At 64.8% G+C, this 25,452-nt stretch carries 24 protein-coding genes; 19 read left to right on the forward strand and 5 right to left on the reverse strand.

Annotated features, from left to right (window positions below; all coding sequences use genetic code 11):
• The first annotated feature begins 114 nt into the window (after window positions 1-114).
• From Q0D44_RS10800 to ccoS, 13 genes are all read left to right on the forward strand, one after another.
• Window positions 115-1,479: a methyl-accepting chemotaxis protein gene (locus Q0D44_RS10800; RefSeq protein ID WP_294136508.1), complete on the forward strand. Its 1,365-nt coding sequence runs from the start codon at window positions 115-117 to the stop codon at window positions 1,477-1,479.
• Window positions 1,480-1,612: 133 nt separating this feature from the next.
• Window positions 1,613-2,428 (forward strand): universal stress protein, encoded by an 816-nt coding sequence (locus Q0D44_RS10805; protein WP_294136471.1) that lies wholly within the window; start codon window positions 1,613-1,615, stop codon window positions 2,426-2,428.
• Between the two features lie 20 nt (window positions 2,429-2,448).
• Window positions 2,449-3,585: a PAS domain S-box protein gene (locus Q0D44_RS10810; RefSeq protein ID WP_294136473.1), complete on the forward strand. Its 1,137-nt coding sequence runs from the start codon at window positions 2,449-2,451 to the stop codon at window positions 3,583-3,585.
• A gap of 4 nt (window positions 3,586-3,589) precedes the next feature.
• Window positions 3,590-4,198 carry a response regulator FixJ gene (fixJ, locus tag Q0D44_RS10815; RefSeq protein ID WP_294136475.1) on the forward strand — a complete coding sequence of 203 codons (609 nt, stop codon included), beginning with the start codon at window positions 3,590-3,592 and terminating at the stop codon, window positions 4,196-4,198.
• Window positions 4,199-4,256: 58 nt separating this feature from the next.
• Entirely contained in the window at window positions 4,257-5,009 is a 753-nt protein-coding gene (locus Q0D44_RS10820) for a Crp/Fnr family transcriptional regulator (protein ID WP_294136477.1), read from the forward strand.
• A 342-nt stretch (window positions 5,010-5,351) separates the two neighbouring features.
• Window positions 5,352-7,004, forward strand: coding sequence for a cytochrome-c oxidase, cbb3-type subunit I (ccoN, locus tag Q0D44_RS10825; protein ID WP_294136479.1), 1,653 nt, complete (start codon window positions 5,352-5,354; stop codon window positions 7,002-7,004).
• Window positions 7,005-7,017: 13 nt separating this feature from the next.
• A complete protein-coding gene (ccoO, locus tag Q0D44_RS10830; RefSeq protein WP_294136480.1) occupies window positions 7,018-7,764 on the forward strand; it encodes a cytochrome-c oxidase, cbb3-type subunit II in 747 nt (248 codons plus the stop codon).
• On the forward strand, window positions 7,761-7,934 hold the full coding sequence (locus Q0D44_RS10835; RefSeq protein ID WP_294136481.1) for a cbb3-type cytochrome c oxidase subunit 3: 174 nt from the start codon (window positions 7,761-7,763) through the stop codon (window positions 7,932-7,934). Before ccoO ends, Q0D44_RS10835 begins: the two co-directional genes overlap by 4 nt.
• Entirely contained in the window at window positions 7,927-8,862 is a 936-nt protein-coding gene (gene ccoP / locus Q0D44_RS10840; protein WP_294136483.1) for a cytochrome-c oxidase, cbb3-type subunit III, read from the forward strand. Before Q0D44_RS10835 ends, ccoP begins: the two co-directional genes overlap by 8 nt.
• A gap of 42 nt (window positions 8,863-8,904) precedes the next feature.
• Window positions 8,905-10,335, forward strand: a complete 1,431-nt coding sequence (gene ccoG, locus Q0D44_RS10845) for a cytochrome c oxidase accessory protein CcoG (RefSeq protein ID WP_294136485.1) — start codon at window positions 8,905-8,907, stop codon at window positions 10,333-10,335.
• Window positions 10,335-10,787: a FixH family protein gene (locus Q0D44_RS10850; protein ID WP_294136487.1), complete on the forward strand. Its 453-nt coding sequence runs from the start codon at window positions 10,335-10,337 to the stop codon at window positions 10,785-10,787. Before ccoG ends, Q0D44_RS10850 begins: the two co-directional genes overlap by 1 nt.
• Window positions 10,787-12,922, forward strand: a complete 2,136-nt coding sequence (locus Q0D44_RS10855; RefSeq protein WP_294136509.1) for a heavy metal translocating P-type ATPase — start codon at window positions 10,787-10,789, stop codon at window positions 12,920-12,922. The genes Q0D44_RS10850 and Q0D44_RS10855 overlap by 1 nt, the downstream gene beginning before the upstream one ends.
• Window positions 12,919-13,059 carry a cbb3-type cytochrome oxidase assembly protein CcoS gene (ccoS, locus tag Q0D44_RS10860; RefSeq protein WP_006959946.1) on the forward strand — a complete coding sequence of 47 codons (141 nt, stop codon included), beginning with the start codon at window positions 12,919-12,921 and terminating at the stop codon, window positions 13,057-13,059. Before Q0D44_RS10855 ends, ccoS begins: the two co-directional genes overlap by 4 nt.
• A 21-nt stretch (window positions 13,060-13,080) precedes the next feature.
• Here ccoS and Q0D44_RS10865 read toward each other — a convergent pair whose 3' ends face one another.
• Together Q0D44_RS10865 and parE are read right to left on the reverse strand one after the other, a co-directional pair.
• A complete protein-coding gene (locus Q0D44_RS10865) occupies window positions 13,081-14,355 on the reverse strand; it encodes a serine hydrolase (protein WP_294136489.1) in 1,275 nt (424 codons plus the stop codon).
• Between the two features lie 32 nt (window positions 14,356-14,387).
• On the reverse strand, window positions 14,388-16,364 hold the full coding sequence (gene parE / locus Q0D44_RS10870; RefSeq protein ID WP_294136491.1) for a DNA topoisomerase IV subunit B: 1,977 nt from the start codon (window positions 16,362-16,364) through the stop codon (window positions 14,388-14,390).
• A gap of 159 nt (window positions 16,365-16,523) precedes the next feature.
• Here parE and Q0D44_RS10875 point away from each other — a divergent pair, with 159 nt between their 5' ends.
• Complete coding sequence (locus Q0D44_RS10875) at window positions 16,524-17,366, forward strand: outer membrane beta-barrel protein (RefSeq protein WP_294136493.1); 843 nt, start codon at window positions 16,524-16,526, stop codon at window positions 17,364-17,366.
• Window positions 17,367-17,435: 69 nt separating this feature from the next.
• Here Q0D44_RS10875 and Q0D44_RS10880 read toward each other — a convergent pair whose 3' ends face one another.
• Window positions 17,436-18,140, reverse strand: a complete 705-nt coding sequence (locus Q0D44_RS10880) for a GcrA family cell cycle regulator (protein ID WP_294136494.1) — start codon at window positions 18,138-18,140, stop codon at window positions 17,436-17,438.
• A 115-nt stretch (window positions 18,141-18,255) separates the two neighbouring features.
• Between Q0D44_RS10880 and Q0D44_RS10885 the strand changes: the two genes are divergently transcribed.
• Complete coding sequence (locus Q0D44_RS10885; protein ID WP_294136495.1) at window positions 18,256-19,116, forward strand: ABC transporter permease; 861 nt, start codon at window positions 18,256-18,258, stop codon at window positions 19,114-19,116.
• Between the two features lie 3 nt (window positions 19,117-19,119).
• Here the strand turns inward: Q0D44_RS10885 and Q0D44_RS10890 are convergent, their stop codons facing one another.
• Window positions 19,120-19,245 carry a hypothetical protein gene (locus Q0D44_RS10890; RefSeq protein ID WP_294136511.1) on the reverse strand — a complete coding sequence of 42 codons (126 nt, stop codon included), beginning with the start codon at window positions 19,243-19,245 and terminating at the stop codon, window positions 19,120-19,122.
• A gap of 222 nt (window positions 19,246-19,467) precedes the next feature.
• On the opposite strand from Q0D44_RS10890, the gene wecB reads away from it, so the two are divergent.
• Window positions 19,468-20,580 carry a UDP-N-acetylglucosamine 2-epimerase (non-hydrolyzing) gene (wecB, locus tag Q0D44_RS10895; RefSeq protein ID WP_294136496.1) on the forward strand — a complete coding sequence of 371 codons (1,113 nt, stop codon included), beginning with the start codon at window positions 19,468-19,470 and terminating at the stop codon, window positions 20,578-20,580.
• Here the strand turns inward: wecB and Q0D44_RS10900 are convergent.
• On the reverse strand, window positions 20,577-21,044 hold the full coding sequence (locus Q0D44_RS10900; protein ID WP_294136497.1) for a hypothetical protein: 468 nt from the start codon (window positions 21,042-21,044) through the stop codon (window positions 20,577-20,579). The two genes, wecB and Q0D44_RS10900, sit on opposite strands and share 4 nt — an antisense overlap.
• Window positions 21,045-21,094: 50 nt before the next feature.
• Here Q0D44_RS10900 and wecC point away from each other — a divergent pair, with 50 nt between their 5' ends.
• From wecC to Q0D44_RS10915, 3 genes are all read left to right on the forward strand, one after another.
• A complete protein-coding gene (wecC, locus tag Q0D44_RS10905) occupies window positions 21,095-22,390 on the forward strand; it encodes a UDP-N-acetyl-D-mannosamine dehydrogenase (protein WP_294136498.1) in 1,296 nt (431 codons plus the stop codon).
• A gap of 102 nt (window positions 22,391-22,492) precedes the next feature.
• Complete coding sequence (locus Q0D44_RS10910; protein WP_294136510.1) at window positions 22,493-23,188, forward strand: polysaccharide biosynthesis/export family protein; 696 nt, start codon at window positions 22,493-22,495, stop codon at window positions 23,186-23,188.
• Window positions 23,188-25,278 carry a polysaccharide biosynthesis tyrosine autokinase gene (locus tag Q0D44_RS10915; protein WP_294136499.1) on the forward strand — a complete coding sequence of 697 codons (2,091 nt, stop codon included), beginning with the start codon at window positions 23,188-23,190 and terminating at the stop codon, window positions 25,276-25,278. Before Q0D44_RS10910 ends, Q0D44_RS10915 begins: the two co-directional genes overlap by 1 nt.
• Window positions 25,279-25,452: the final 174 nt, after the last annotated feature.

A 25,452-nucleotide genomic window follows, 5' to 3' on the forward strand; every position in this document is an offset into this window, starting at 1 on the left:
GATGCAAGCGGCCGGATTGATGGCTTGTCGGAATATTAAGTGTTGCAGTGCATGGTTAATGCGTCACTATTCGTTCTTCCAGAAATTTGGGGCGCACGCTTGGAAAACAGGGACTTGCTGGCTGACCTTGGTGAACGGTCAGGTGATATCGCGTTGCAATGCAGCGAAACGGCCGGCTTTCTGAGCGAGCTGAACCGGCGCATCCAGCAGGATTCGGCGCGCCTGTCCGATTTGCAGGCGAATATGAATACGCTGGCCAGCAGCCAGAATGAAAGCGTCGCCGCCGCGCAGGAATTGAGCCTGACCGCGCGCCGGGCCGGGCGGATCATCGCCGACGGGCATGAGGTCATCACACTGTCGCTGGGCGAAGTGGCGGGACTGGTGGAGCATGTCACGGGACTGGAGGGGCATTTGCGCCAGTTCCTGTCGGTGATCGAGGCGGTGGGCGATATTTCCGACGAGCTGGGCGCGATCGCGCGACAGACGCGGCTGCTGGGCATCAATGCCGCCATCGAGGCGGCGCGTGGCGGGGAGGCGACGCAGGGCTTTGCCGTGGTCGCGGATGAAATCCGGCGGCTGGCGGGGCAGGCGGGCGAATCGGCGGCGTCGGTCGGCGACAAGCTGGGCCAGCTGGATCGCGATGCACGGCGGCTGATCGGCGGGGTGGAGGCCAATATCGTGCGGGGGCGGGATGTTGGCACGCATATCGACCGGCTGCGGATGAGCATAGCGGAGATCGCGTCGCTGGTGACGCAATTTGCCGAACGGTCCGACGCGATCGTGACCTGCACCGACGAAGCGGATGGCGATGTCGCAGCGCTGCGGCAGGGGCTGGCGCTGTTCAGCCAGTCGGCGAGTGAAAGCGCGACGCGGGTCGAGGAAGCGCGCGGGCAGCTGGAAGGGCTGGAGGGGATGGCCAACGCCATGCTCGATACCGCCGCGCACGGGCCGCAGCGCACCCGCAACAGCCGCTATATCGCGCTGGCGGAGGAGGGCGCGGATGAAGTCATGGCGCTTATCCAGCAGGGGATTGCCGACAATCAGCTGAGCCTGGCCGACCTGTTCGACACGGACTATCGCGCGATCGAGGGGTCCAACCCTACGCAATATCAGACCCGTTTCACCGCCTTTGCCGACGCGCTGCTGCGCCCGACGCTGGACCGGCGTACCAGCGAGGATAGTGCAATCGTCGGCTGCTGCCTGATCGACATGAACGGATACCTTCCCACCCATATCAGCACGCGCAGCCAGCCCCAGCGGCCGGGCGACCCGCGCTGGAACATGGAACATGCGCGCAATCGCCAGATGTTCATGGACAGCCAGACCCGTCGCGCGCTGGACGGGGAGGGGGATTTCTTCCTCTTCACCTATCGCCAGGATCTGGGCGAGGGCCGCTATCGCGCGCTGCGCAGCGTGTTCGTGCCGCTGGTCTTTGGCGGGCGGCGCTGGGGTCTGTATGAGATCGGCTATCTGATCTGACGGGCTGGATCAGGGCAAGGCGCGTGCCGCTGCTGCCGGGCGCGCATAGGGATATTTGCGGATGGAGGGTGCGGCTGCTCCGGCATAATCAGGAAGGCAATCGCCTGATGCCCTTATGCCCGGAGTTCACCCCATGAAAACCATCCTGCTGCACATCCATGAGGATAGCGCCCAGACGAGCAGGATGGAGGTTGCGCTGGACATTGCCCGCGCGACCGGCGCGCATATCCGCTGCCTTCAGGTCACGCCGGTAATCGATTATGTTTCGGCGGATATGTATGGCGGCAGCTATGTGCTGCCCAGCGACATCGACAATATTCGCGTCGCCGAGGCGCAAGAAAAGGAAAAGGTCGAAGCGCGGATGCAGCGCGAGGGCGTGACGTGGGACTGGCGGCACAGTGACGGCGATGTCGTGCAATGCCTGCTGTCCGCGTCCCGGCTGGTCGATGCGATCGTCGTGACCCTGCCGGCGCAGGGCCGCCGGGCGATTGGCGATCCGCTGCCGATCGTCGCCGACCTTGCGATCAGCAGCCGTGCGCCGATCCTGGCCGTGCCGCAGGGGTGCCAGCGCTTTGCCTGTCAGGGGCGGGCGATGGTGGCGTGGGACGGATCGCATGAGGCCGCCGTCGCGTTGTGCGCGGCCCGGCCGTTGCTGGCGCTGGCCAGCGAGGTGCATGTCGTCACGGTCGAGGAAAAGACCAAGCGCGATTTCCCCCCGATCGATGCCAGCGAATATCTCTCCCGTCACGGCATCGCGTCGGAAATCCACGAATGGCCGCGCAAGGGCCGCACGGTCGAGGAGGCGCTGGCTGCCGCCGCGGACGAGTTGCGCGCGGACTGGATTGCCATGGGAGCCTTTGGCCATAGCCGCCTGCGCGAGACCATATTTGGCGGCGTCACCCGTTATCTGCTCGGCGAAGCGCGGGTTCCGCTCTTGCTGGCGCACTGATTTCCGGTCAGTGATGGGCGATGGCGATCAACGATGTCGATCCGCGCGATGATGCGCACAGCCTGGAACAGGCGCTGCTGGGATCGATCCTGGCGACGGTGCCTGACGCCTTGATCGTCATCGACGCGCGCGGGCGGATCATATCGTTCAGCCCGGCGGCGCAGCGCATGTTTCACTATAGCGAAGCCGATGTGCTGGGCGAGAATGTGGCGATGCTGATGCCTTCGCCCGATCGGGATCGGCATGACGGCTATCTGGCCCATTATCGCGACACGGGCGAAAAGAAGATCATCGGCATTGGTCGCCTGACCACGGCGCGGCGGCGGGACGGGTCGACCTTCCCGATCGAACTGGCGGTGGGCGAGGTGCATGATCAGGGGGAACCGTTGTTCACCGGCTTCATCCGCGACCTGACCGAGCGGCAGCGGACCGAGCGGCGGGTGCAGGATTTGCAGGCAGAACTCAGCCATGCGTCGCGCGTGACCGCCATGGGGACGCTGGCCGCCGCGCTGGCGCATGAACTCAACCAGCCGCTCACTGCCATCGCCAATTATATGGAGGCAGGCCGCGACCTGCTGGCGCAGGAGGGCGCGATCGACCGTGCCTTGCTGGGCGAAGCGATGGACGAGGCCGCCACCCAGGCGCTGCGTGCGGGGGAAATCATCCGGTCGCTGCGCGAATTCATCCGCCGGGGCGAGGCGGACCGCCAGCCGGAAACCGTCGCCACTTTGTTGTCGGAAGGGGTCGCGCTGGCCTTTATCGGCATCGACAGCCGGGGCATCGACATGGATATCGCCGTCGATCCGCGCGTCGGCCGGATCATGGCCAACCGGGTGCAGGTGCAGCAGGTCATCATCAACCTGGTCCGCAATGCGGTGGAAGCGATGGACGGGCGGCCGATGCGTATTCTGCATCTCTCAGCCGCCCCCGATGAGGAAGGTCGGGTGGAAATCATCATCGCCGACAGCGGCCCCGGCCTTGATCCCGCCGCCGAACGATCGCTCTTCACCCCGTTCAGCACGACCAAGCCCACCGGCATGGGCGTTGGCCTGTCGATCAGCCGCACCATCGTCGAAGGGCATGGCGGTCGCATCTGGACGAGCCGGTCGCGTTGGGGCGGGGTCGCCTTTCACTTCACCCTTGACCCTGCGGACTGACGCCATGACCCAACCCCTCATCTATGTCGTCGATGATGATGAGGCGATCCGCCGATCGCTCAGCTTCATGCTCAAGACCAGCGGCTTTGCGGTGCAGAGTTTTTCGGGCGGCATCCCGTTCCTGAAGGATGCCGCCGCGCTGGAGCAGGGCTGCGTCCTGCTGGACGTGCGGATGCCGGATATGGACGGGCTGGAGGTGCAGCGCGAATTGCGCGCGCGGGGCATCCTGTTGCCCGTCATCATCATGACCGGCCATGGCGATGTCGGCATGGCAGTGGCCGCGATGAAGGCGGGCGCGACCGACTTCATCGAAAAGCCGTTCGAGAAGGCGGCGCTGCTCGACGCCATCGCCGCCGCCAATGCGCAGGTCGCCATGCACCGCGATGCGGGCGCCCGGCGCGACGAGGCGCAGGCGCGCCTCAATATCCTGACCGATCGGGAGCGTGAGGTGCTGGCCGGGCTGGTCGAAGGGCTGCCCAACAAGTCGATCGCCTATGATCTGGGCATTTCGCCGCGCACCGTGGAAATTCACCGCGCCAATCTGATGCAGAAACTGGACGTGCGCAGCCTGTCCGAAGCGCTGCGCATCGCGTTTCAGGCCGGGCTGGAATGACGCCCGATCAGGGACATTACGGATAGGCCCACGCCTGTCGCTGCGTCAGGCAGCGATCATGATGATGCATTTTGATCTGGCGCAAACCGCGCCCGCCGCCGCCCCGGTTCCTTGCCAGGATGCCAGCTATTGCCAGCAATGCGACGTGCGCGCGCGCGCCATTTGCGGCACGCTGGAGGATGACGAGCGCGCCGCGCTCAATCGCCTTGGTCGGCGGGTCATGGTGCAGGCCGGACAAACGGTGATGTGGGAAGGCGACGACGCCACCATCGTCGCCAATGTCATCGAAGGCACGCTCAAATTGTCGGCCTCCACCGGCGACGGACGCGAACAGATTGTCGGCGTGGTCTATCCATCCGATTTCATCGGCCGCCCCTTTGGCCGCAGCACGCCGCACAGCGTCACCGCGCTGACCGACGCGCGCCTGTGCCTGTTCACGCGGGGCGCTTTCGACGGCTTTGCCCGGACCCATCCCGAATTGGGCCATCGCCTGCTGCAACGCACGCTGGACGATCTCGATCGGGCGCGGGCCTGGATGCTGCTGCTGGGCCGCAAAAATGCGCGGGAAAAGATCGCGACCTTCCTGCTCGACATGTCGCACCGGCTGGCGGGGGAGGGCGCAGGGCCGCTCGACAGCTTCGCCCTGCCCCTGTCGCGTCAGCAGGTCGCCGATGTGCTGGGCCTGACGATCGAGACGGTCAGCCGCCAGATGACCGACATGAAGCGCGCCGGGATCATCGCGCTGCCGAACCGGCGCACGGTCGATATTCTGGACCGCGACCAACTGGCCTGCTGCGCCGAAGGGGCCTGACCGATGCATATCGGCGCAGTTAGAGCGCGATGATTTTGGGTTCCACAATATCCGTTCGTGCTGAGTAGAGACTGAGCTTGTCGAAGGCTCGTATCGAAGCATCGCGTCCATACGCATCCTTCGATACGCCATTTGACCTACGGTCGTCTGCGACTCCGACTTCGCTCAATGGCTACTCAGAGCCTGCCCCCGCGAAGGCGGGGGACGAACGGGTCAAACGGCTTCCATCACTCGCTAGGGACATTCCCCTACAGACCCCGATCCCCCCTTTTGACAGAGGACAAGGACAGTCGATGCCCGCCCGTGCAGGCGCGGCGACGAACATATCTCCTGGGGGATAACATGGAACAATTGGTCATCAAGGCGGGCGGATGGTTCGCGCTGGCCCTGCTTGCAGCCGCTGCTGCCGTCATGGCGGCGGACACCGGCTTTGCCGTCCATATGACGATCGTCGCGGCGACGGGACTGCTGCTTGCGGCGCTCACGCTCAATCGCGCCGATTATGGCGCGATCGTGCGTGGCGCGCTCAAAATGCCCGATCCGGGGCGCTATGATGACGACATGATCCGCTGGGGCGTGATCGCGACGATATTCTGGGGGCTGGCCGGATTTCTCGCCGGGCTCTACATCGCGCTTCAGCTGGCCTTTCCGGCGCTGAACCTGGGGATCGAATATACCAGCTTCGGGCGGTTGCGGCCGCTGCATACGTCGGCGGTGATCTTCGCCTTTGGCGGCAATGCGCTGATCGCGACCAGCTTCTATGTCGTGCAGCGCACCTGCCGCGCACGACTCGCCTTCCCGACGATGGCCCGGTTCGTGTTCTGGGGATACCAGATGTTCATCGTGCTGGCGGCCACCGGCTATCTGCTGGGGATTACCGAGGGCAAGGAATATGCCGAGCCGGAATGGTATGTCGACCTGTGGCTGACGGTGGTGTGGGTCTGTTACCTGCTGGTGTTCGGCGGGACGATCCTGAAGCGGTCCGAACCGCATATCTATGTCGCCAACTGGTTTTACCTCGCCTTCATCATCACCGTGGCCATGCTGCACATCGTCAACAATCTGTCGATGCCGGTCAGCCTGCTGGGGTCCAAAAGCTATAGCGCCTTTGCGGGGGTGCAGGATGCGCTGACCCAATGGTGGTATGGCCATAATGCGGTCGGCTTCTTCCTGACCGCCGGCTTCCTGGCGATGATGTATTATTTCGTCCCCAAGCAGGCCGAGCGCCCGGTCTATAGCTATCGCCTGTCGATCATCCATTTCTGGTCGCTGATCTTCCTCTATATCTGGGCCGGTCCGCACCATCTGCATTACACCGCGCTGCCCGACTGGGCGCAGACGCTGGGCATGGTGTTTTCGATCATGCTGTGGATGCCCAGCTGGGGCGGGATGATCAACGGCCTGATGACGCTGAACGGCGCATGGGACAAGATCCGCACCGATCCGATCATCCGCATGATGGTGATGGCGCTCGCCTTCTACGGCATGTCGACCTTTGAAGGCCCGATGATGTCGATCAAGGCGGTCAACAGCCTGTCCCATTATACCGACTGGACGATCGGCCATGTCCATAGCGGGGCTTTGGGCTGGAACGGCATGATCACCTTCGCCTGCCTCTATTATATGACGCCGCGTCTGTGGGGCCGGGAACGCCTATATTCGCTGCGCATGGTCAACTGGCACTTCTGGTTGGCGACCGTCGGCATCGTTCTTTACGCCGCCGCGATGTGGACGGCGGGCATCATGCAGGGGCTGATGTGGCGCGAATATGGCAGCGACGGCTACCTCGTCTACGCCTTCTCCGAAGTCGTGAAGGCCATGTTCCCGATGTACGTCATCCGCGCGGCGGGCGGCCTGCTCTATCTGGCCGGTGCGATCATCATGGCGGTCAATATCGGCCTGACCATCGCCGGACGCCGGCGGGACGAAAAGCCGATGCGCGACGCCGCCTTCGATCCTGCTGCGGATCGTCCCCTCCAGCCGCACGCCGCGTGACGGAGAAACCGACATGGAAACCAAGACAAAACGCAAATTCTTCGATCATGGCCGACTGGAGCGTAACGTCTCTTTGCTGGGCATCGCGTCGCTGATCGTCGTCGCCATTGGCGGCATCGTGGAAATCGCGCCGCTCTTCTGGATCGACAGCACGATCGAGAAGGTGGAGGGGATGCGCCCCTACACCCCGCTCGAACTGGCCGGGCGCAACATCTATATTCGCGAAGGCTGCTACAACTGCCATAGCCAGATGATCCGCCCGTTCCGCGATGAAGTCGAACGCTATGGCCATTACAGCCTGGCCGCCGAAAGCATGTATGATCACCCCTTCCAATGGGGGTCCAAGCGCACCGGGCCGGACCTGGCCCGTGTGGGCGGGCGCTATTCGGATGAATGGCATGTCCAGCATCTGGTCGATCCCCGCGCGGTCGTGCCGGAATCGATCATGCCGACCTATCCATTCCTGGCGGAGCGGGAATTGAAGGCAGGCGACATGAGCGGCGACCTGACCGCCCTGTCGCGGGTCGGCGTCCCCTATGACAAGGCCGCGATCGCTGCCGCCAATGAGGATTTGAAGGCGCAGGCCGATCCCAGCGCGGACAGCACGGCGCTGGTGAAGCGCTATCCCAAGGCGCAGGTCCGCGATTTTGACGGTGACCCGAACAGGCTGACCGAGATGGATGCGCTGGTCGCCTATCTCCAGATGATCGGCACGCTGGTCGATACCAAGGCCGCCGCCGCGCAGGAGACGGTGCGATGAGCTATGACGCGATGCGCCATTTCGCCGACAGCTGGGGTCTGGTTTTCATGGGCCTCACCTATCTGGTCCTCATCGGCTGGCATTTCCGGCCCGGCGCGCGCCGCCGCAGCGGCGATGCTGCCACGATGATCTTTACCGACAGCGAAACCAAGGGGGGCGACCATGGCTGACCCGACCAAGAGCAAGATCGACGAACCGACCGGCACCCCCACCATGGGGCATGAATGGGACGGGATCGAGGAACTGGATACGCCACTGCCGCGCTGGTGGCTGTGGACATTCTACGCCTGCATCCTGTTTTCGCTGGGCTATGTCATCGCCTATCCCGCCTGGCCGCTGATCGAGGGCTATACCAAGGGTGCGCTTGGCTGGTCGAGCCGTGGCGATCTGGCCAAGGAGATGGCGACGCAGGCGGCGAAGGTGGCACCGATCCATCGCGCCATTGCGGCGACCCCGATCGATCAGCTTCCGGCCAGGCCCGCCCTGATGCAGGCTGCGGTCGATGGCGGCCGCGCCGCGTTCAAGGTCCATTGCGTGCAGTGCCATGGGTCGGGTGCTGCGGGATCGAAGGGCTATCCCAACCTGAACGACGACGACTGGCTGTGGGGCGGCGATCTGGCGACCATCGAAAAGACGATCGTCGATGGCATCCGCAATCCCGATCATGCCGCAACCCGCCTGTCGATCATGCCAGCCTTTGGCCGCGACCAGCTGTTGCAGGCTGCGCAGGTCGATGATGTGGTTGCTCATGTCCGCACGATCAGCGGCCAGCAAAGGGGTGACGCGGCCTCCCAGCGCGGCGCGCAGCTTTTTGCGGACAATTGCGCGGTCTGCCATGGCCCGGCGGGCAAGGGCAATCGCCAGTTGGGTGCGCCCAACCTGACCGACGGCATCTGGCTCTATGGTGGCGATGGGGACTCCCTTCACCAGACCGTCTGGAACAGCCGTCAGGGCGTGATGCCACGCTGGGGCGACAGGCTTGACGCAGCGACGGTGCGGATGCTCGCGGCCTATGTTCACAGTCTGGGCGGGGGTGAGGCTGCGCCGGTGATGGCGGTGGACAATGTTGCGGGCGAGGCGAGCGATGCGCGTCCTTAACCCCTCTCCGTTTTGGGATGGCGGGCGTCAGGCTGACCTCCCATGACCACCGCCTCCCTGTCCCTCTACGAAAAGCGCAAGGGCGTTTATCCCAAGGCGGTCGATGGTTTCTACCGTCGCCTGAAATGGGCGGTGATGGCGGTCACGCTCGCCATCTACTGGATCACCCCCTGGCTACGCTGGGATCGCGGTCCCTATGCGCCCGATCAGGCTGTGCTGATCGATCTCGCCCATCGTCGCTTCTATATGTTCGCGATCGAGATATGGCCGCATGAATTTTACTATGTCGCGGGGCTGCTGGTCATGGCCGGGGTCGGCCTGTTCCTGGTGACCTCCGCGGTCGGGCGGGCCTGGTGCGGTTATGCCTGTCCACAGACGGTGTGGACGGACCTGTACCAGCATGTCGAACGGTGGATGGATGGCGACCGCAATGCGCAGATCCGGCTCGACAGGGCGCCCTGGACTGCGGGCAAGATCGCCCGGCGGGTCGCCAAATGGAGCGTCTGGTTGGTCATCGCCTTTGGCACTGGCGGCGCGTGGATATTCTATTTCGCCGATGCGCCGACGCTCCAGCATCAGTTCTGGACCGGGACCGCGGCGAGTGTCGCCTATGCCACCGTCGCCGTCCTGACTGCGACGACCTTCATCCTGGGCGGGTTCATGCGCGAACAGGTGTGCATCTATATGTGCCCCTGGCCGCGCATCCAGACCGCTATGCTCGATGAAAAATCGCTGGTCGTCACCTACAAGCATTGGCGCGGCGAACGGCGCGGCAGCCTCAAGAAAGCGCAGGCGCAACCCGACGCCTTTGGCGATTGCATCGATTGTGACCAGTGCGTCGCGGTCTGTCCCACCGGCATCGACATTCGGCAAGGGCCGCAGATCGGCTGCATCACCTGCGCGCTCTGCATCGACGCCTGCGACAAGGTGATGGGACAGGTCGGGCGGCCACGCGGCCTGATCGACTATTGTACCGAGGATGACGCCAATGCGGAAAAGGCGGGCCGCGCGCCACGCCCCGTCCTTCGGTCGCTGCTCCACGTTCGCACGCTCGTCTATCTGACGCTGTGGAGCGCGGTCGGCGCGGCGATGCTGTTTGCGCTCGGCACCCGCACGCGCATGGACATCAGCGCGCAGCAGGATCGCAACCCTGTCGCCATGCGCCTGTCCGACGGCACGATCCGCAATGCCTTCACGGTCAAGCTGCGCAACATGGAATCGCGACCCCGGCCGATGCGGGTCACGGTGGAGGGGCTGGCCGGGGTCAGCCTCTGGACCGACCGTGATGGCCGGGCCGATGCGCGGGCGGCAATCGACACGGTCGTCCCGCCCGACAGCGTGGCGAAACTGCGCCTCTTCCTCGCCGCGCCAGCCCATGGCCCGCTGCGTCAGGACTTTGCTTTCACTGTCCGCGCCACCGATCGCGAAGGTGGCGCTGACCGTGAACCCGCCCATTTTGAAAGGCTGCAATAATGACCGGTTTTCGCCTCAACGGTCGTCATGTCGCGGGGATTTTCGTCGGCTTCTTTGCCGTGGTCATTGCGGTGAATGTCCTGATGGCCAGCTACGCCATCGGGGGCTTTGGCGGGACGGTGGTCGACAATAGCTATGTCGCGAGCCAGCGTTTCAATGAATGGCTCGCCATGGCGCGGCGGCAGGATGCGCGTGGCTGGCGGCAGCAAACGCGGCTGGATGCCGGACGCCATTTGGTCCTGACTTTGGAAGGGCCAAGCGCAACCCCGACGTCGGTTGCCGCGACGGCCGAGCATCCGCTGGGGCGCGCTGCCGACATCCCCTTGCGCTTTGAGGTGCAGGCGGACGGCCAGTGGCGCGCGGCAACCCCGTTGCCCGCCGGGCGATGGATCATCCATTGGACCGTCCAGGCCGACGGCCATGCCATGCGCTTTGTGGAAAGGAACGGATGATGCAGAGCGAGCCTGTCACCCTGTCGCCCGATCCGGTCGTGCTGGAGACGGCCCATAGCATATTCGCGGTGCCGGACATGCATTGCGCCGGTTGCATCGCCAAGGTCGAGCGCGGGCTGGCCATGCTGCCGGGCATCCACGCCGCGCGCGTCAACTATTCGGCCCGGCGCGTCTCCATCACCCATGATCCGGCGCTGACCGTGCCGGATTTGCGCGCAGCCATAGCGGGCATCGGCTTTGCCGCCGAACCCCTGGCCGATCCGACGATCGAGGTAGAGAGCGCGCAGGACAAGCGACTGTTGCGCGCGCTGGCCGTCGCGGGCTTTGCGTCGATGAACATCATGCTACTGTCGGTATCGATCTGGTCCGGGGCGATGGGCGCGACCCGTGAGCTGTTCCACTGGTTGTCCGCCCTGATCGCGCTGCCGACCGTCGCCTATGCCGGGCAGCCCTTCTTCCGTTCCGCCTTCGCCGCGCTGCGTGCCGGGCGGACCAATATGGACGTGCCGATCAGCATCGGGGTGCTGCTGGCAACGGGCATGAGCCTGTATGAGACGATCACCGGCGGCGCCCATGCCTGGTTCGACGGCGCGGTGATGCTGCTGACCTTCCTGTTGGCCGGGCGATGCCTGGACGCCATGATGCGGGGCCGGGCGCGCGACGGCGTTGCCGCGCTGCTGCGCCAGACCGCGCCGGGCGCTTATGTGATCGAAGCGGGCCAGCGTCGCTGGGTCGCCGCGCGGGCGCTGGTGCCGGGCATGATGATGCAGGTGGCTGCGGGCGAACGCTTTGCCGCCGATGGCGAAATTCGCGAAGGCAAAAGCAGCGTCGATCTTGCCTTCCTGACTGGCGAGAGCCAGCCGATGGCCGTCGGGGTCGGTGACGGCGTTCATGCGGGTGCGCTCAATATGGACGGGCCGCTCAGCGTCGTCGTGCGCGCGGCGGGTGCGGATACGCTGATCGCCGATATAGCGCGGATGATGGACGCCGCCGGGCAGGGCAAGTCCCGCTATGTCCGCATTGCCGACCGGGCGGCGCGGCTATATGCGCCTGCCGTGCATCTGCTGGCCGCCCTGTCGTTCGCGGGGTGGATGATCGCGGGCGCTGGCCTGCATCAGGCGCTGCTGATCGCCACCGCCGTGCTGCTCATCACCTGTCCCTGCGCCCTTGGCCTCGCCGTGCCTGCCGCGCAGGTGGTGGCGTGCGGCGCGCTGATGCGGCGCGGCATATTGGTCAAGGACGGCTCCGCGCTGGAGCGGCTGGCAGAGGCCGACCGCGCGATTTTCGACAAGACCGGCACGTTGACGCTTGGTCGGCCAATGCCGGTGAACCTGGATGTGCTGCCGTCCGATGCCCGGCCCGTCGTGCTGGCGCTGGCCCGCGCCAGCCGCCATCCGCTGAGCGTCGCATTGGCCGAGGCGCTGCAACGGCAGGGCGTCGTTGCGGCCACGCTGTCCGACCTGCGAGAGGAAGCCGGTGTTGGCGTAACCGGGCGGTGGCAGGGGAGGGCCGTCTCGCTTGCCCGACCGGAACAGGCGGGCAACTGGACCAGCCTGTCCACGGAATATCGGGACGGTGAGCGCCATAGTCTCCTGACCTTTGCCGACATGCTGCGTCCCGATGCCGCTGCCACGGCTGCGGAGCTGCGCGCTCTTGGCCTTGATCCGATCATTGCAAGCGGCGACCGGCCCCAGGCACTGCACGATGTCGCCGCCGCGACGGGCATGTTGGCGACCGGCCATATGAGCCCGCAGGCCAAGCTGGCGATGATCGAGCGGCTCAAGGCGCAGGGGCATCGCGTGCTGATGGTGGGGGATGGTCTGAATGATGGTCCGGCGCTCGCGGCGGGGCATGTCAGCCTGGCGCCATCTTCCGCCAGTGACGTCAGTCAATTGGCCGCCGATGTCGTGTTTCTGGGCGACAGCCTGGCCTCCGTCGCGGTTGCCGTACGTGCGTCCCGGCGGACGCTGGCGGTCGTGCGTCAGAATTTCCTGCTGGCCGTGGGCTATAATATATTGGCGGTGCCGCTGGCGATTGCCGGGCTGGTCACGCCGCTGGTCGCTGCTCTGGCCATGTCCAGTTCGTCGTTGATCGTCATTGCCAATGCCCTGCGGTTGCGGCGGGCTGCGCGATGATCGGCCTTGCCCTCCTCATTCCCATTGCGCTGCTGCTGGGACTTGTCGGCCTTGGTGCCTTCTTCTGGGCATTGACCGCCGGGCAATTTGACGATCCCGACGGGTCTGCCCTGCGCATATTGAATGATGATGACTGATCCGCTGCGCTGAACCCTGTCTCATTGAGCGATCAGGTTCAGCGCGCGGGTCAGCAGCGTCACGAAGCGGGCTTCATCGACGCGGGCGGCGCTGTCGTTCCAGCTGGCCGCGATCGCGAACCAGCGGCCATCGCGCCCCTGCGCCAGAAAATTCATGGCGATCACGCCCGGCTCCGATCCGCCCTTATAGCCCAGATAGCGCCAGCGTTTCGCGTCGGCAGGCGCGATGCCGGGATTGACCGCCAGGATCGGCAGCGCATCGCCGCCGTTTCGCCGCAGCCAGTCGAGCAAATGGACCATATCGCGCGGCGTGGCGAACCATTCGATGCTGTCGATCGCGGTCGGCACTTCCGCAACCGTGCCGATATCCACCGCACCTGCCGTCAGCCGTTTGGCATCGGCTGCGATCAATGCGCGGCGCGCATCCGGCGTCGCGGCGACATAGCGGCGCGCAAGGTCGGCATTGGCGGGCATTTTGAGCGCGAACGCCTCCGCCGTGGTCAGCAGCGGCAGTGTCGCGTCCGGGCGGGCATGGCCGCTCGTCCCGACCATCGCGTCGACCCGCGCCCGCCCCAGCGCCAGCAACAGCGTGTCAGCCGCGCTATTGTCGCTCTCCGCGATCATCGCCAGCGCCAGACTGTGCAGTGTCATCGGCGCACCATCCGGGCTTGTCAGCAGCCGTCCCGAAAAGCTCTTGTGCGATAGCGGGATCACATCGCTCCAGCGCCGCTCTCCGGCCGCCACGGCGCGGGCGAGTTCCGCCACGATATAGAGTTTGAACGATGACCCGGTGGCCATCAGCGCATCGGCCCGATGGCCATGTAGCCAGACCGGCCCTGCCTCGTCCAGCCGGGCTATGGAAAGGGCTGCCTGACCGGGTAGGACCGCGATGTCGGCCAATACCCGGTCCATGCTGTCATCGTTTTGCTTTATGCCCACCAGTTGCAGGCCGATGACGCGGTGGGGCGCTTGCGGCGCTACGACGAGGGTGAAGCCGATCGTTGCCCGCTCATAGCGGATTTCCACCACGCCCGTGGTCGGGCTTTCCACCTGCACCGCTCCGCGCGCCAACGGCTTGCCATGCTGCTTGCGCAGATCGGCCGCCAGCGCGCGCCACTGCGCGACCGGCACGGCGTCCAGGAACAGGGTGGAGAAATAGGCGTCCTCGCCAACAGGGGCGCTGAGCATGTCGAGCAGTTGCGATGCCCGTTGCTGATAGGCGACAGTGGGTTGGGCAAGGCTGCCGGTCGGCAGGAAAATCACAAACAGGGTGATGAGGATCGACCAGAGCCGCACACGCTATATCCGTATCGGGGTTAAACGGCCCCTCATGCGTCGATCGCTTCCTCGTCCACCGCTGCGGCATTTTCCTGAATGAAGGCGAAGCGGTGCGCCGGGTTGGTGCCCATCAGCCGGTCGACCAGATCGCGCACGCTGGCGCGTTCCTCGACATCGGCGGGCAGGGTGATGCGGATCAGGCTGCGGGTCTTGGGGTCCATGGTGGTTTCGCGCAGCTGCATCGGGTTCATTTCGCCTAGCCCCTTGAAGCGGCTGACCTCGACCTTCTTGCCCTTGAACTCCTTGCGCATCAGCTCCTCGCGATGCGCATCATCCTTGGCATAGAGGCTCTTGCCGCCAGCCACGATGCGATAGAGCGGCGGTTGCGCCAGATAGAGATGCCCGCGCCGCACCAGTTCCGGCATTTCCTGAAAGAAGAAGGTCATCAGCAGCGTCGCGATATGCGCGCCGTCCACGTCTGCGTCGGTCATGATGACGATGCGGTCATAGCGCAGATTGTCGGGGTTGCAGTCCTTGCGCGTGCCGCAGCCCAGCGCCAGGATCATGTCGGCAATTTCCTGATTGGCCAATATCTTGGCATTATTGGCCGACGCGACGTTCAAAATCTTGCCGCGCAGGGGCAGGATCGCCTGGGTCTTGCGATCGCGCGCCTGCTTGGCGGAGCCGCCCGCCGAATCGCCTTCGACCAGGAAAATCTCGGTGCCTTCGGGATTGTCGGTCGAACAGTCGGTCAGCTTGCCGGGCAGGCGCAGCTTGCGCGCGCTGGTCGCGGTCTTGCGCTTGACGTCCTTTTCCTGCTTGCGCTTGAGCCGCTCGTCCATCCGGTCGATGACATAGGCTAGCAGCGCCTTGCCGCGATCCATATGGTCGGTCAGGAAATGGTCGAAATGGTCCCGCACCGCATTTTCCACCAGCCGCGCCGCGTCGGGACTGGTCAGCCGGTCCTTGGTCTGGCTCTGAAATTGCGGATCGCGAATGAACACGGACAGCATGATTTCCGATGACGTCATGATGTCGTCGGCGGTGATGTCTTTGGCCTTCTTTTGGCCGATCAGGTCGCCAAAGGCGCGGATACCCTTGACCAGAGCGGTACGCAGCCCCGCTTCATGGGTGCCGCCATCGGGGGTCGGGATGGTGTTGCAATACCAGCTATAGCTGCCATCGGACCAGAGCGGCCAGGCGACCGCCCATTCGACCCGGCCAGCGGTGCCGGGAAAATCCTGATTGCCCGCAAAGAAAACGCTGGTCGCACATTCGCGGTCGCCGACCTGTTCCTTCAGATGATCGGCAAGGCCACCGGGAAACTGGAACACGGCTTCAGCTGGCGTATCGTCGCTGATCAGTTCCGGCGCGCATTTCCAGCGTATCTCGACGCCCGCGAACAGATAGGCCTTGGACCGGGCCAGGCGGTGGAGGCGCGCGGGCTTGAATTTCTGCTCGCCGAAAATCTCCGTATCGGGAACGAAGCTGACCGACGTGCCGCGCCGGTTGGGGGCCGCGCCGACCTTTTCGAGCGCGCTGGTCGGATGACCCTGCGAAAAGCTCTGACGGAACAATTCCTTGTTGCGGGCGACTTCTACCATGGTGGTGGTCGACAGCGCGTTCACCACGCTGATCCCCACGCCATGCAGGCCGCCCGACGTGGCATAGGCCTTGTCGGTGAACTTGCCGCCGGAATGGAGCGTGGTCATGATGACTTCCAGCGCGGACTTGCCGGGGAATTTCGGGTGCGGATCGACCGGGATGCCGCGGCCATTGTCGGTGATGGTCAGCCGGTTGCCCGGCTCCAGCGTCACTTCGATCCGGGTGGCATGGCCCGCGACCGCCTCGTCCATGCTATTGTCCAGCACTTCGGACGCCAGATGGTGCAGCGCACGTTCGTCGGTGCCGCCAATATACATGCCGGGGCGACGACGGACCGGTTCCAGTCCTTCGAGCACTTCAATGGCGGAGGCATCATAGCCAGGGGAGGATGTGGGCTGGGCGGCGAACAGGTCATCGGACATGATTGCAAGCTATAGGCAGGCGGACGATCCGCGCAAGCGCTGTGCTGAAATGGCAACAGCAACAAAATGTTGCATTGCGATGTGAAACAAAAGCGCCGTTCAAGCCGTTAGCGGATCGCAGTTGGGTTTTTACACCCGATCAGGCGAGGAGATTTTTCAATGCATTTCAACCGTATCGCGCCGCTTGGCGCCACCCTGGCGCTCGTTCTGGCGGCAGCGCCCGCCCTCGCGCAGGATAGCGGCACGGTCGACTGGACCGGTCCTTATGTCGGCGGGTCGTTTGGCTATAATTGGCAGAAGAGCGATCAGGGCGAACATCTGCGCTTCGACACCAACGCAGACGGCACGTACAATGACACCATTCGCACGACGACCGGCGCCAACGCTTTCTCGCCAGGCACCTGCGGCGGCGCAGCGCGTGGCTCTACCCCGGTTCAGGGTTGCGACGACGACAAGGATGCGATCGGCTGGATGGGCCATGTCGGCTATGACATGCAGTTTGGCGGCATTGTCGCCGGTGTCGTCGCCGAAGCGGGCAAGGCCTATATCAGCGATAGCGTGAGCGAATATTCGACCACGCCTGCCTTCTACACCATGACGCGCCGGATCGACTGGAACGGCAATCTGCGTGCGCGCCTGGGCTACACCACGCCCGGCGGCATCATGCCCTACATCACCGGCGGTCTGGCCTATGCGAAGGTCAAGAACAGCTTTGGCACCAGCAATGGCGCGAACAGCTTTACGCAGGTCGATGCCAAGGAAGATGCATGGGGCTGGACCGCAGGTGGCGGTATCGAAGCGAAAGTGTCCGACAATTTCTCGATCGGCGCCCGCTATTTGTGGACCCGCTATAATGTCGGCGATTATCGCGTCGATGTCGGCGCGGGCAGTGCGCCTGCCACCAACCCGTTCCGCATCACGCCGTCGGGCGGCGCCAGCATCAATCGCGGCGACAAGTTCGACACGCAGAGCGTTATGGTGACCACCAGCTTCCGCTTCTGATTCAGGCATTAAAAAAGGGGACGGTTCCTGCGAAGGAACCGGCCCCTTTTTTGCGTCTGTGCTAAAGGCTTAGCGAACCCGTGGGCCACCAAAGGGCAGCGGCGGGGGCGGGCGGCGGGTGCCGCGCGGCAGTTGCGCCTGATAGGCGCGACCGCAATGTTCGACGCAATAGGGGAAGCCGGGGTTCACCTGCTCGCCACAGAAATGGAAGTCCGGCTCACCCGGATGCCCCATCGGCCATTTGCAGATCCGCTCGGTCAGATCGAGCAGCGATGTCTTGCCTGCAATCTCGGCGCTCGGCTTGGCCGGAACCAGACGGCGGGGCGGCGCAGGCGGGATCGGTGCCTGCTGGTCGCCCGGACCCTGACGCAGGAAACCACCCGGCCCGACCGACACGATGCGCGGCTGCGGCTTGGGCGCGACGACCGGTGCTTCGTCAGTGACGGGCGCAGGCGCGGCGGGCGCAGCGGCGGGCGTGAAGGCGCGGACCGGGGCCGGGGTTTCAGCCGCTGGCGCGGGCGTGGCCGGACGCGGCGCGGCCTCTGCCTCGACCGCCGGAGCGGTGCTTGCGGGCTTGCGCGGTGGCACGGCTGCTTTCTTGGGCGCGTCATTGGCCTTGACCGGCGAAGGACGCGATTGCAGGCCAAGGCGATGGGCCTTGCCGATCACCGCATTGCGGCTGACGCCGCCCAGTTCCTCGGCAATCTGGCTGGCGGTCAGGCCGCGCTCCCACATCCCCTTGAGCTGGTCGATACGCTCGTCGGTCCAGGACAATGAAACACTCCTCAAAATATCTGGCTGCGTCCCTATATGGGAAGCCGGTGCGCAGGTTCAAATGTGTGAACAGCGCCCTTGCAGCAAATCCTCTCAGCCGATAGTCGATCCATCCATGAACGACCAGCCCAAAATTGCCCCATCCGCCCCAGCCCTGCCGCCATTCCCCGAACCGGGGGTGCCGGTGATTCGCAACATCAACTGGGCGGGTAGCTGGGCGCTTTACCTCAAGGAAGTGCGCCGCTTCATGAAGGTGCAGCTTCAGACAGTATGGGGCCCTGCGATCACCACCCTGCTGTTCCTGGTCATCTTCATCGTCGCCCTGGGGGGGAGCGGCCGCACCGTGATGCTGCGCGGACAGGCGGTGCCCTTTGCCGATTTCGTAGCCCCCGGCCTCATCATCATGGGCATGATCAACGCCTGCTTCGCCAATGCGAGTTTTCCGCTGATGGTGGGCAAGGTGCAGGGAACGCTGGTCGATTATCTGATGCCGCCGATTTCGGTCGGCGAATTATTGGGCGCGCTGGTCGCCTCCTCCGTCACGCGCGCCTTGTTCGTCGGTTCGGCGCTATGGGCGGCGATGGCGCTGTGGCCGGGCGTTCATGTCACTCCGGCGCATCTGTGGGCGGTGCTGTGGTTCGCGCTGATCGGCACCAGCTTCATCGCCTTTCTGGGCGTGCTGACCTCCATCTGGGCCGACAAGTTCGATCATAATGCCGCGGTCACCAACTTCCTCATCGGCCCGCTCGCGCTGCTGTCCGGCACCTTCTACTCGATCGACCGGCTGCCGCCCTTCTTTCAGGCGATCAGCCACGCCAACCCCTTCTTCTATATCATTTCAGGCTTCCGCTATGGCTTCGTCGCGGCGGCGGACACCAATATCATCGTGGGCAGCAGCGTGCTTCTGGCGCTCAATATCGGGCTTGGCGCGCTCTGCTACACGCTGTTGAAGCGCGGCTGGAAGATCAAGGCTTAGGCTTCAGGAAAAGGCGGCGAGGATCGGCATGATGGCGCTGAGGACGATCACTATCGCCGCCGCCATCAGCCAGTGACGCCAGCGGGGCAGGGCGCTGTCGTGCGCCTCTTCGTCCCACGGCCACATCAACGGCCGACACCGCCAAAGCGCGTGGGCGCAAAGCCCGCCTCGATCGTCGCACATTTCATAAAGTGAGCATTACCCGCGCAAGTGTTGATGCGCCAGCATAGCATCGAGCAGTTGCAAAACCATCGTCGGGCGGCCCGCGTTCAGGCGATGGTTACATTTCTCTGCCACATCGGGCTGCGATACCGCTTTGCAGCATGAAAGGTTGATGATGAAGGTTGCCCGATGAAGGTCGCCATAGTGTTCGGCACCCGCCCCGAAGCGATCAAGATGTTCCCCGTGATTCACGCCCTTCGCGCGCGGTCCGGCGTGGAAACCCGCGTCATCGTGACGGCCCAGCATCGCGGGCTGCTGGATCAGGTGCTGGAGATTGCCGGAATCGTGCCTGACGTCGACCTTGACGTCATGGTCCCCAACCAGACGCTCGACGGGCTGACCGCCAAGCTGATCGTCGAGCTGGGCAAGGCGTTCGACGCGGAAAAGCCCGATCGCATCGTGGTCCATGGCGACACGCTGACCACCATGGTCGCGAGCCTTGCGGCCTATTATCGCAAGATCCCGGTCGCCCATGTCGAGGCGGGCCTGCGCAGCGGTGACATCCACCATCCATGGCCCGAGGAGGTGAACCGCCGCGTCGTCGCCTGTATTGCCGACATGAACTTCGCCCCCACGCAAGCCGCTGCCGACGCGCTGCTGCGCGAAAGCCGCGATGCGGCGGGCATCCACATCACCGGGAATACCGTGATCGACGCGCTGCTCGCGACCCGCGACCGGGTGCTGGCCGATCCAACGCTTGCCAGTGGCCTGGACGATCTCGCCGCGCGCTTTGCTGGCAAGCGCATCATTGCCGTCACCAGCCATAGGCGCGAAAATTTCGGCGGCGGCATGGAGGCGATCGCCCGTTCCATCGCCGACGTCGCGGCCCGCCCCGACGTTGCGGTGATCTTCCCCGTCCATCCCAACCCCAATGTCCGCCCGATCATGGACGCCGTGCTGGGCGACCTGCCCAATGTCGCGATGATCGAGCCGCTCGATTACCCCCATTTCGTCCGCCTGCTCGATCTCTGCACCCTGGTCCTGACCGACAGCGGCGGTGTGCAGGAAGAAGCCCCTTCGCTCGGCAAGCCGGTGCTGGTGATGCGCGAAACCACCGAACGGCCCGAAGGGGTGGAGGCTGGAACGGCGAAACTGGTCGGGACCGACCGCGCGTTGATCGTGCGCGAGGTGCTGGCGCTGCTGGACGATGAGGACGCCTATGACGCCATGGCGCGGGCGCATAATCCTTTTGGCGATGGCCATGCGGCGGAGCGGATTGCTGGCGTTATCGCAGGACGCTAACCCTGTTGTTCGTCATTCGCGATCCATATTCGTATTTGCTTTTGGAACATCAGGCAGGCAGAGATTTTTTCGATGTCGGGTGTCAGTGGGATGATCGCCGTCGTATTTTCCGAGTTCATTTCCAGTCGATATTGTTTGACGCCGCAGGCCATGATCTGTCGCGCCAAGGGAGACGCGCCACATTTGTCCTTGGCTATCCAAGGTGTGGGCGTTTCATTTGGGGGGAGGCCAGGGCAACCATCGATGGCTTTTAACACGAAGCTTGATGGCCTTGCTCTCTCCGAAAGAAAGCTGAACGCCGCGATAGCTATGCAGCTTAATCCAATGAGCAGGACGAGGAGGGGGAACTTCGTTTTTATGGCAGCGTCCTTTGCTTTATGGCTGCGGGCATTGGGTAGATGGTCGCACCACCACCTTAAACGCACAACTCTGATATGTGCCACCGTTACCGAAATCTTCAGCATTTTCGGGCAGAAACTGGGGCAAATCTTAGCCTCATAAGGACTGCCCCTCCATGCCCGTCGACACCAAGCAGAAGGTTTCCGTCATCGGCCTTGGCTATATCGGCCTGCCGACCGCAGCCCTGATCGCCCGTGGCGGTGCGCAGGTGGTGGGCGTGGATGTGTCCGCCCATGTCGTGGAAACCGTCAATTCGGGCCGGGTGCATATCGAGGAAGTCGATCTTGACGGGCTGGTGCAGGGCGTCGTCGCGCGCGGCAATCTGCGCGCCAGTCTGGAGGTCGAGGAGAGCGACGTGTTCATCATCGCCGTGCCGACCCCGGTATCGGAAGACCGCGCGCCCGACATCAGCTATGTCCTGAAAGCCGCCCGCACCATCGCCCCGGTCCTGAAGGCAGGCGACACGGTGATCCTGGAATCCACGTCCCCGGTCGGCACGACCGAAGCGATGCGCGACGTCATCGGCACCATGCGCCCCGACCTGAAAATGCCCGGCAAGGGCGTGCAGGGCGATATCGCCATCGCCTATTGCCCGGAGCGGGTTCTGCCCGGTCGTATCCTGGTCGAGCTGATCGACAATGACCGCTGCATCGGCGGCATCACGCCCCGTTGCGCGCGCAAGGCGCTGGGCTTCTATCGCCAGTTCGTGCGCGGCGCGTGCATCACCACGACCGCCCGCGCGGCGGAGATGGTCAAGCTGGTCGAAAACAGCTTCCGCGACGTCAACATCGCCTTCGCCAACGAACTCTCGGTGATCGCGGAGAATATGGACATTGACGTGTGGGAGGTGATCCGGCTGGCGAACCGCCATCCGCGCGTCAACATCCTGTCGCCCGGCCCCGGCGTCGGCGGCCATTGCATTGCGGTCGACCCCTGGTTCATCGTCCATGGCGACCCGGAAAATGCCCGCATCATCCGCACCGCGCGCGAAGTGAATGACGGCAAGACCGACTATGTCGTCGCCAAGGCATCCGACATGATCGACGCCTTCGCCAACGAAAATGTCGCCTGCCTTGGCCTCGCCTTCAAGGCGAATATCGACGATTTCCGCGAAAGCCCGGCGGTCAAGGTCGCGGCGCGCCTCGCCCGTCGCTATGGTCGCCGGATCAAGCTGGTCGAACCCTATGCCCACGCATTGCCGATGGAATTTGCCGGGACCGGCGCGGAACTGATCGATCTCGATACGGCTCTGGAACAATGCGGCGTGTTCGTCATTCTTGTCGATCATGACATGTTCAAATCTGTCCCCGTCGATGAACGTGTCGGCAAGGCTGTTTATGACACGCGCGGCATCTGGCCCGACCAGCCGCGCCGTATTGCCGAACCGGCACCGGGACGCCTCGCCGTCTGACAATCGGCCATCGGGCGCGACCCGTCGCGCCTGTGGTTGCCATCGCCGTGCCGCACCGCTACCCCCCGGCCTCAAGTGGGCCATAAGGGGGCAGATGTGCAGATGACCATCAGGCAGATATATGCCGCGATGACAGGCTGCGCCTTGCTGTCGGCCTGTGCCAGCGTCGAGCAGGCACCGCGCGGCGACGCCGCCTATGCGCTCATCCCGGCAGCGCCCGCAACCGGTGCCGATTATCGCCTTTCCCCCGACGATGTGCTGCGCATCCAGGTCTATCATGAGCCGGGCCTGTCGCTGGAGGATGCGCAGGTCAGCGCGGCGGGCATGGTGCGGATGCCGCTGATCGGGGATGTGCCGGTCGCTGGCCTGTCATCGGGCGATGCAGCCGATCTGATCGCCGCGCGGCTGGGCCAGCGCTATCTGGTGTCGCCGCAAGTCACGATCTTTGTCAAAAAGGCCGTCGGTCGCCGCATCGCCGTGGACGGCGAAGTGCGCGAGCCGGGCCTGTTCCCGCTCGACGGGCGGCTGACGCTCAGCCAGGCGGTGACGCTGGCCAAGGGACCAACCCGCCTCGCCAGCCTCTCGCAGATCATTGTCGTGCGGCAGATAGACGGCCAGCGGCAGGCGGCGATGTTCGATCTTGCCGCGATCCGCCGGGGCAAGGCCGCCGATCCTGAAATCCTGCCCGGTGATACTATCATCGTCGGCCTGTCGCGGGCCAAGGCGATTCTCGGCGGCTCCCTGCTGGCCGCGCCCGCGCTGGCTGCTGGGTTCATCGCGCTTGACGGGAAGAATTGATGAGCGCGGCTGAGACCATCGCATCGGACGAAGGCCGCGCCGCCCGCTTCGCCGCCGCCACGCGCCACGGCTGGGCCGTGCTGCGCCGTCATCGCGTCATCCTGTTCGTCACCATGGCGCTATGCCTGCTGGCGGGCGCGTTGTTCATCCTCATGTCCACCCCCGACTATCGCGCGACGGCTTCGGTCGAGGTGCAGGACATACCCGCAGGCGCCGCCGGGGCAGGGGCGCAGGCCACCCCGCGCGTTGCGCCGGGCGACATCGAATCGCTGATGCAGACCGAGTTGGAAGTGCTGCGCAGCCGTGCGCTGGCCGAAGAGGTCGCACGCGATCTTGCGCTGGTCGGCACGCCCACTTTCTTTGCCGGTATGGACCGCCACCGCCCCACCGAAGGCGCGGGCAGCCTGACCCAGCGGCAGGTCGAACAGGACGCTGTCATCCGCTTGCTGCGCGACAATCTGGAAGTCGATCTGCCCGGCAAGTCCCGCGTCCTGCGCATCAGCTTCGTCAGCGCCGACCCGGTCCTGTCGGCGCGCGTCGCCAACAGCTATGCCGACAGCCTGATCCGCGCGGACCTGAAACGCGGCTTTGAATCGGGCGTGCAGGCCCGCCGCTTTCTGCTCGGCGAACTGGACGGCGCGCGCAACGATCTGGCACGGGCGGAGCGCGATCTGGCGGTCTATGCCGCCCGTACCAGCACGACGACGGGCGAAGAAAGCGACACGCAACCCCCACCGGAAGGCACCATCACCGCCCGCCTCGCCCAGCTGAACGCCTATCATGCGCAGGCGCTGGCGGATCGTATCGCGGCGCAGAAACGCTGGGAGGGCGCACGCCGGGCGAGCGCCGAAACCCTGCCCGAAGTGCTGGGCAATGGCGCGATGCAAACGTTGATGGCCAGCCGCGCCGAAGCCCGCGCCGCCATTGTCGAGGAACGCCAGTTTCGCAAGGACGCCCATCCCGACATGCGCGAAGCCCGCGCGCGCCTGGCTGCGCTGGACGATCAGGCGGAGGTGATGGCCAACACCATCCGCGCATCGCTGCGCGAACAATATGAGGTCGCGGTGCATGGCGAAACCCAGATCGCGGCCGAAATCGCCGATCTGGAACGGCAGGTGCAGGCCGAACGCGGGCGCGACGTGCAGACCGGCATCTTGGAACGCTCGGTCGATACCTACCGGATGCTGCATGACAGCCTGCTCCAGCGCTATCGCGACATGGCGTCGCAGGCCGGATTTCAGGCAGGGCGCATTCAGCCGCTCGATCGCGCCGCCGTGCCGACCCGGCCCTTCTCGCCCCGCATCGGCGTGACGCTGTTGCTGGCGTCGCTCGGCGGGATCGCGCTGGGCCTGCTGCTGGTCGCGGCCCGGCATATGTTTGATGATGCCGTCACCTCCGCCGATACGCTGGCGGAGCGGGTCGGGCTGCCGCTGCTGGGTGCGGTGCCGGTGACCGGCGATGCGCCCCAGCCGGTCGACATCTTCTCGCCGCTCGCCTCCTCCCTGCTGCTGGCGTCGGCGGGTGGCCTGCCGCGCTCCATCCTCGTCACCAGCGCGCAGGAGGGGGAGGGCAAGTCGTTGACACTTCATGCCCTCGCACTGGCGCTGGCGGGGCTGGGCAAGCGCGTGCTGGTGGTCGACGGCGATATGCGTCGCCCGGTCCAGCACAGCCTGTTCCGCCTGCCCGCCGGGCGCGGCATCAGCGCATTATTGACCGGGCAGGCGAACGCGGATCAGGTCATCCTCGAGACCAGCACGACGGGCGTCGACCTGCTCCCCTGCGGCGCGGTGCCGCCCAACCCGGCGGAACTGCTGGCGACCCCGGCGCTCGAAGCCCTGCTGCTGGCCGTCCGCGACCGCTATGACACGGTGCTGATCGACGCGCCGCCGATCCTGGGCGGAACCGACGCGCTATTGCTGGCGGGCAAGGTGCAGGCCAGCCTGCTCGTGGTCGAATGGGGCCGCAACCACCATGGCGGCCTGCGCGCCGCCTTCGACCGCTTGCGCCGCGCGGGTGGCACCATCATCGGCGCGATTCTGACCAAGCAGCAAGGCCGGGCGATGGAATATGATTATCACCGTGGTGGGTGAGGGAAACGCCAACATCCGTTCGTTTCGAGCGAAGTCGAGAAACGTAGTGCGCTGGTTTCTTGCATCTTGCGGTTGACCTGAGAGCAGTTGCATTCGGGTTGACCGTCTGGGGTGGCCACCCCAGACGGTCTGACGGATGGGACCGTGGGTTTCTGGGTTAGAGCCGAAGTCGAG

This window comes from Sphingobium sp., assembly GCA_023266575.1.
In the GTDB taxonomy this organism is placed as follows: Bacteria; Pseudomonadota; Alphaproteobacteria; order Sphingomonadales; family Sphingomonadaceae; genus Sphingobium.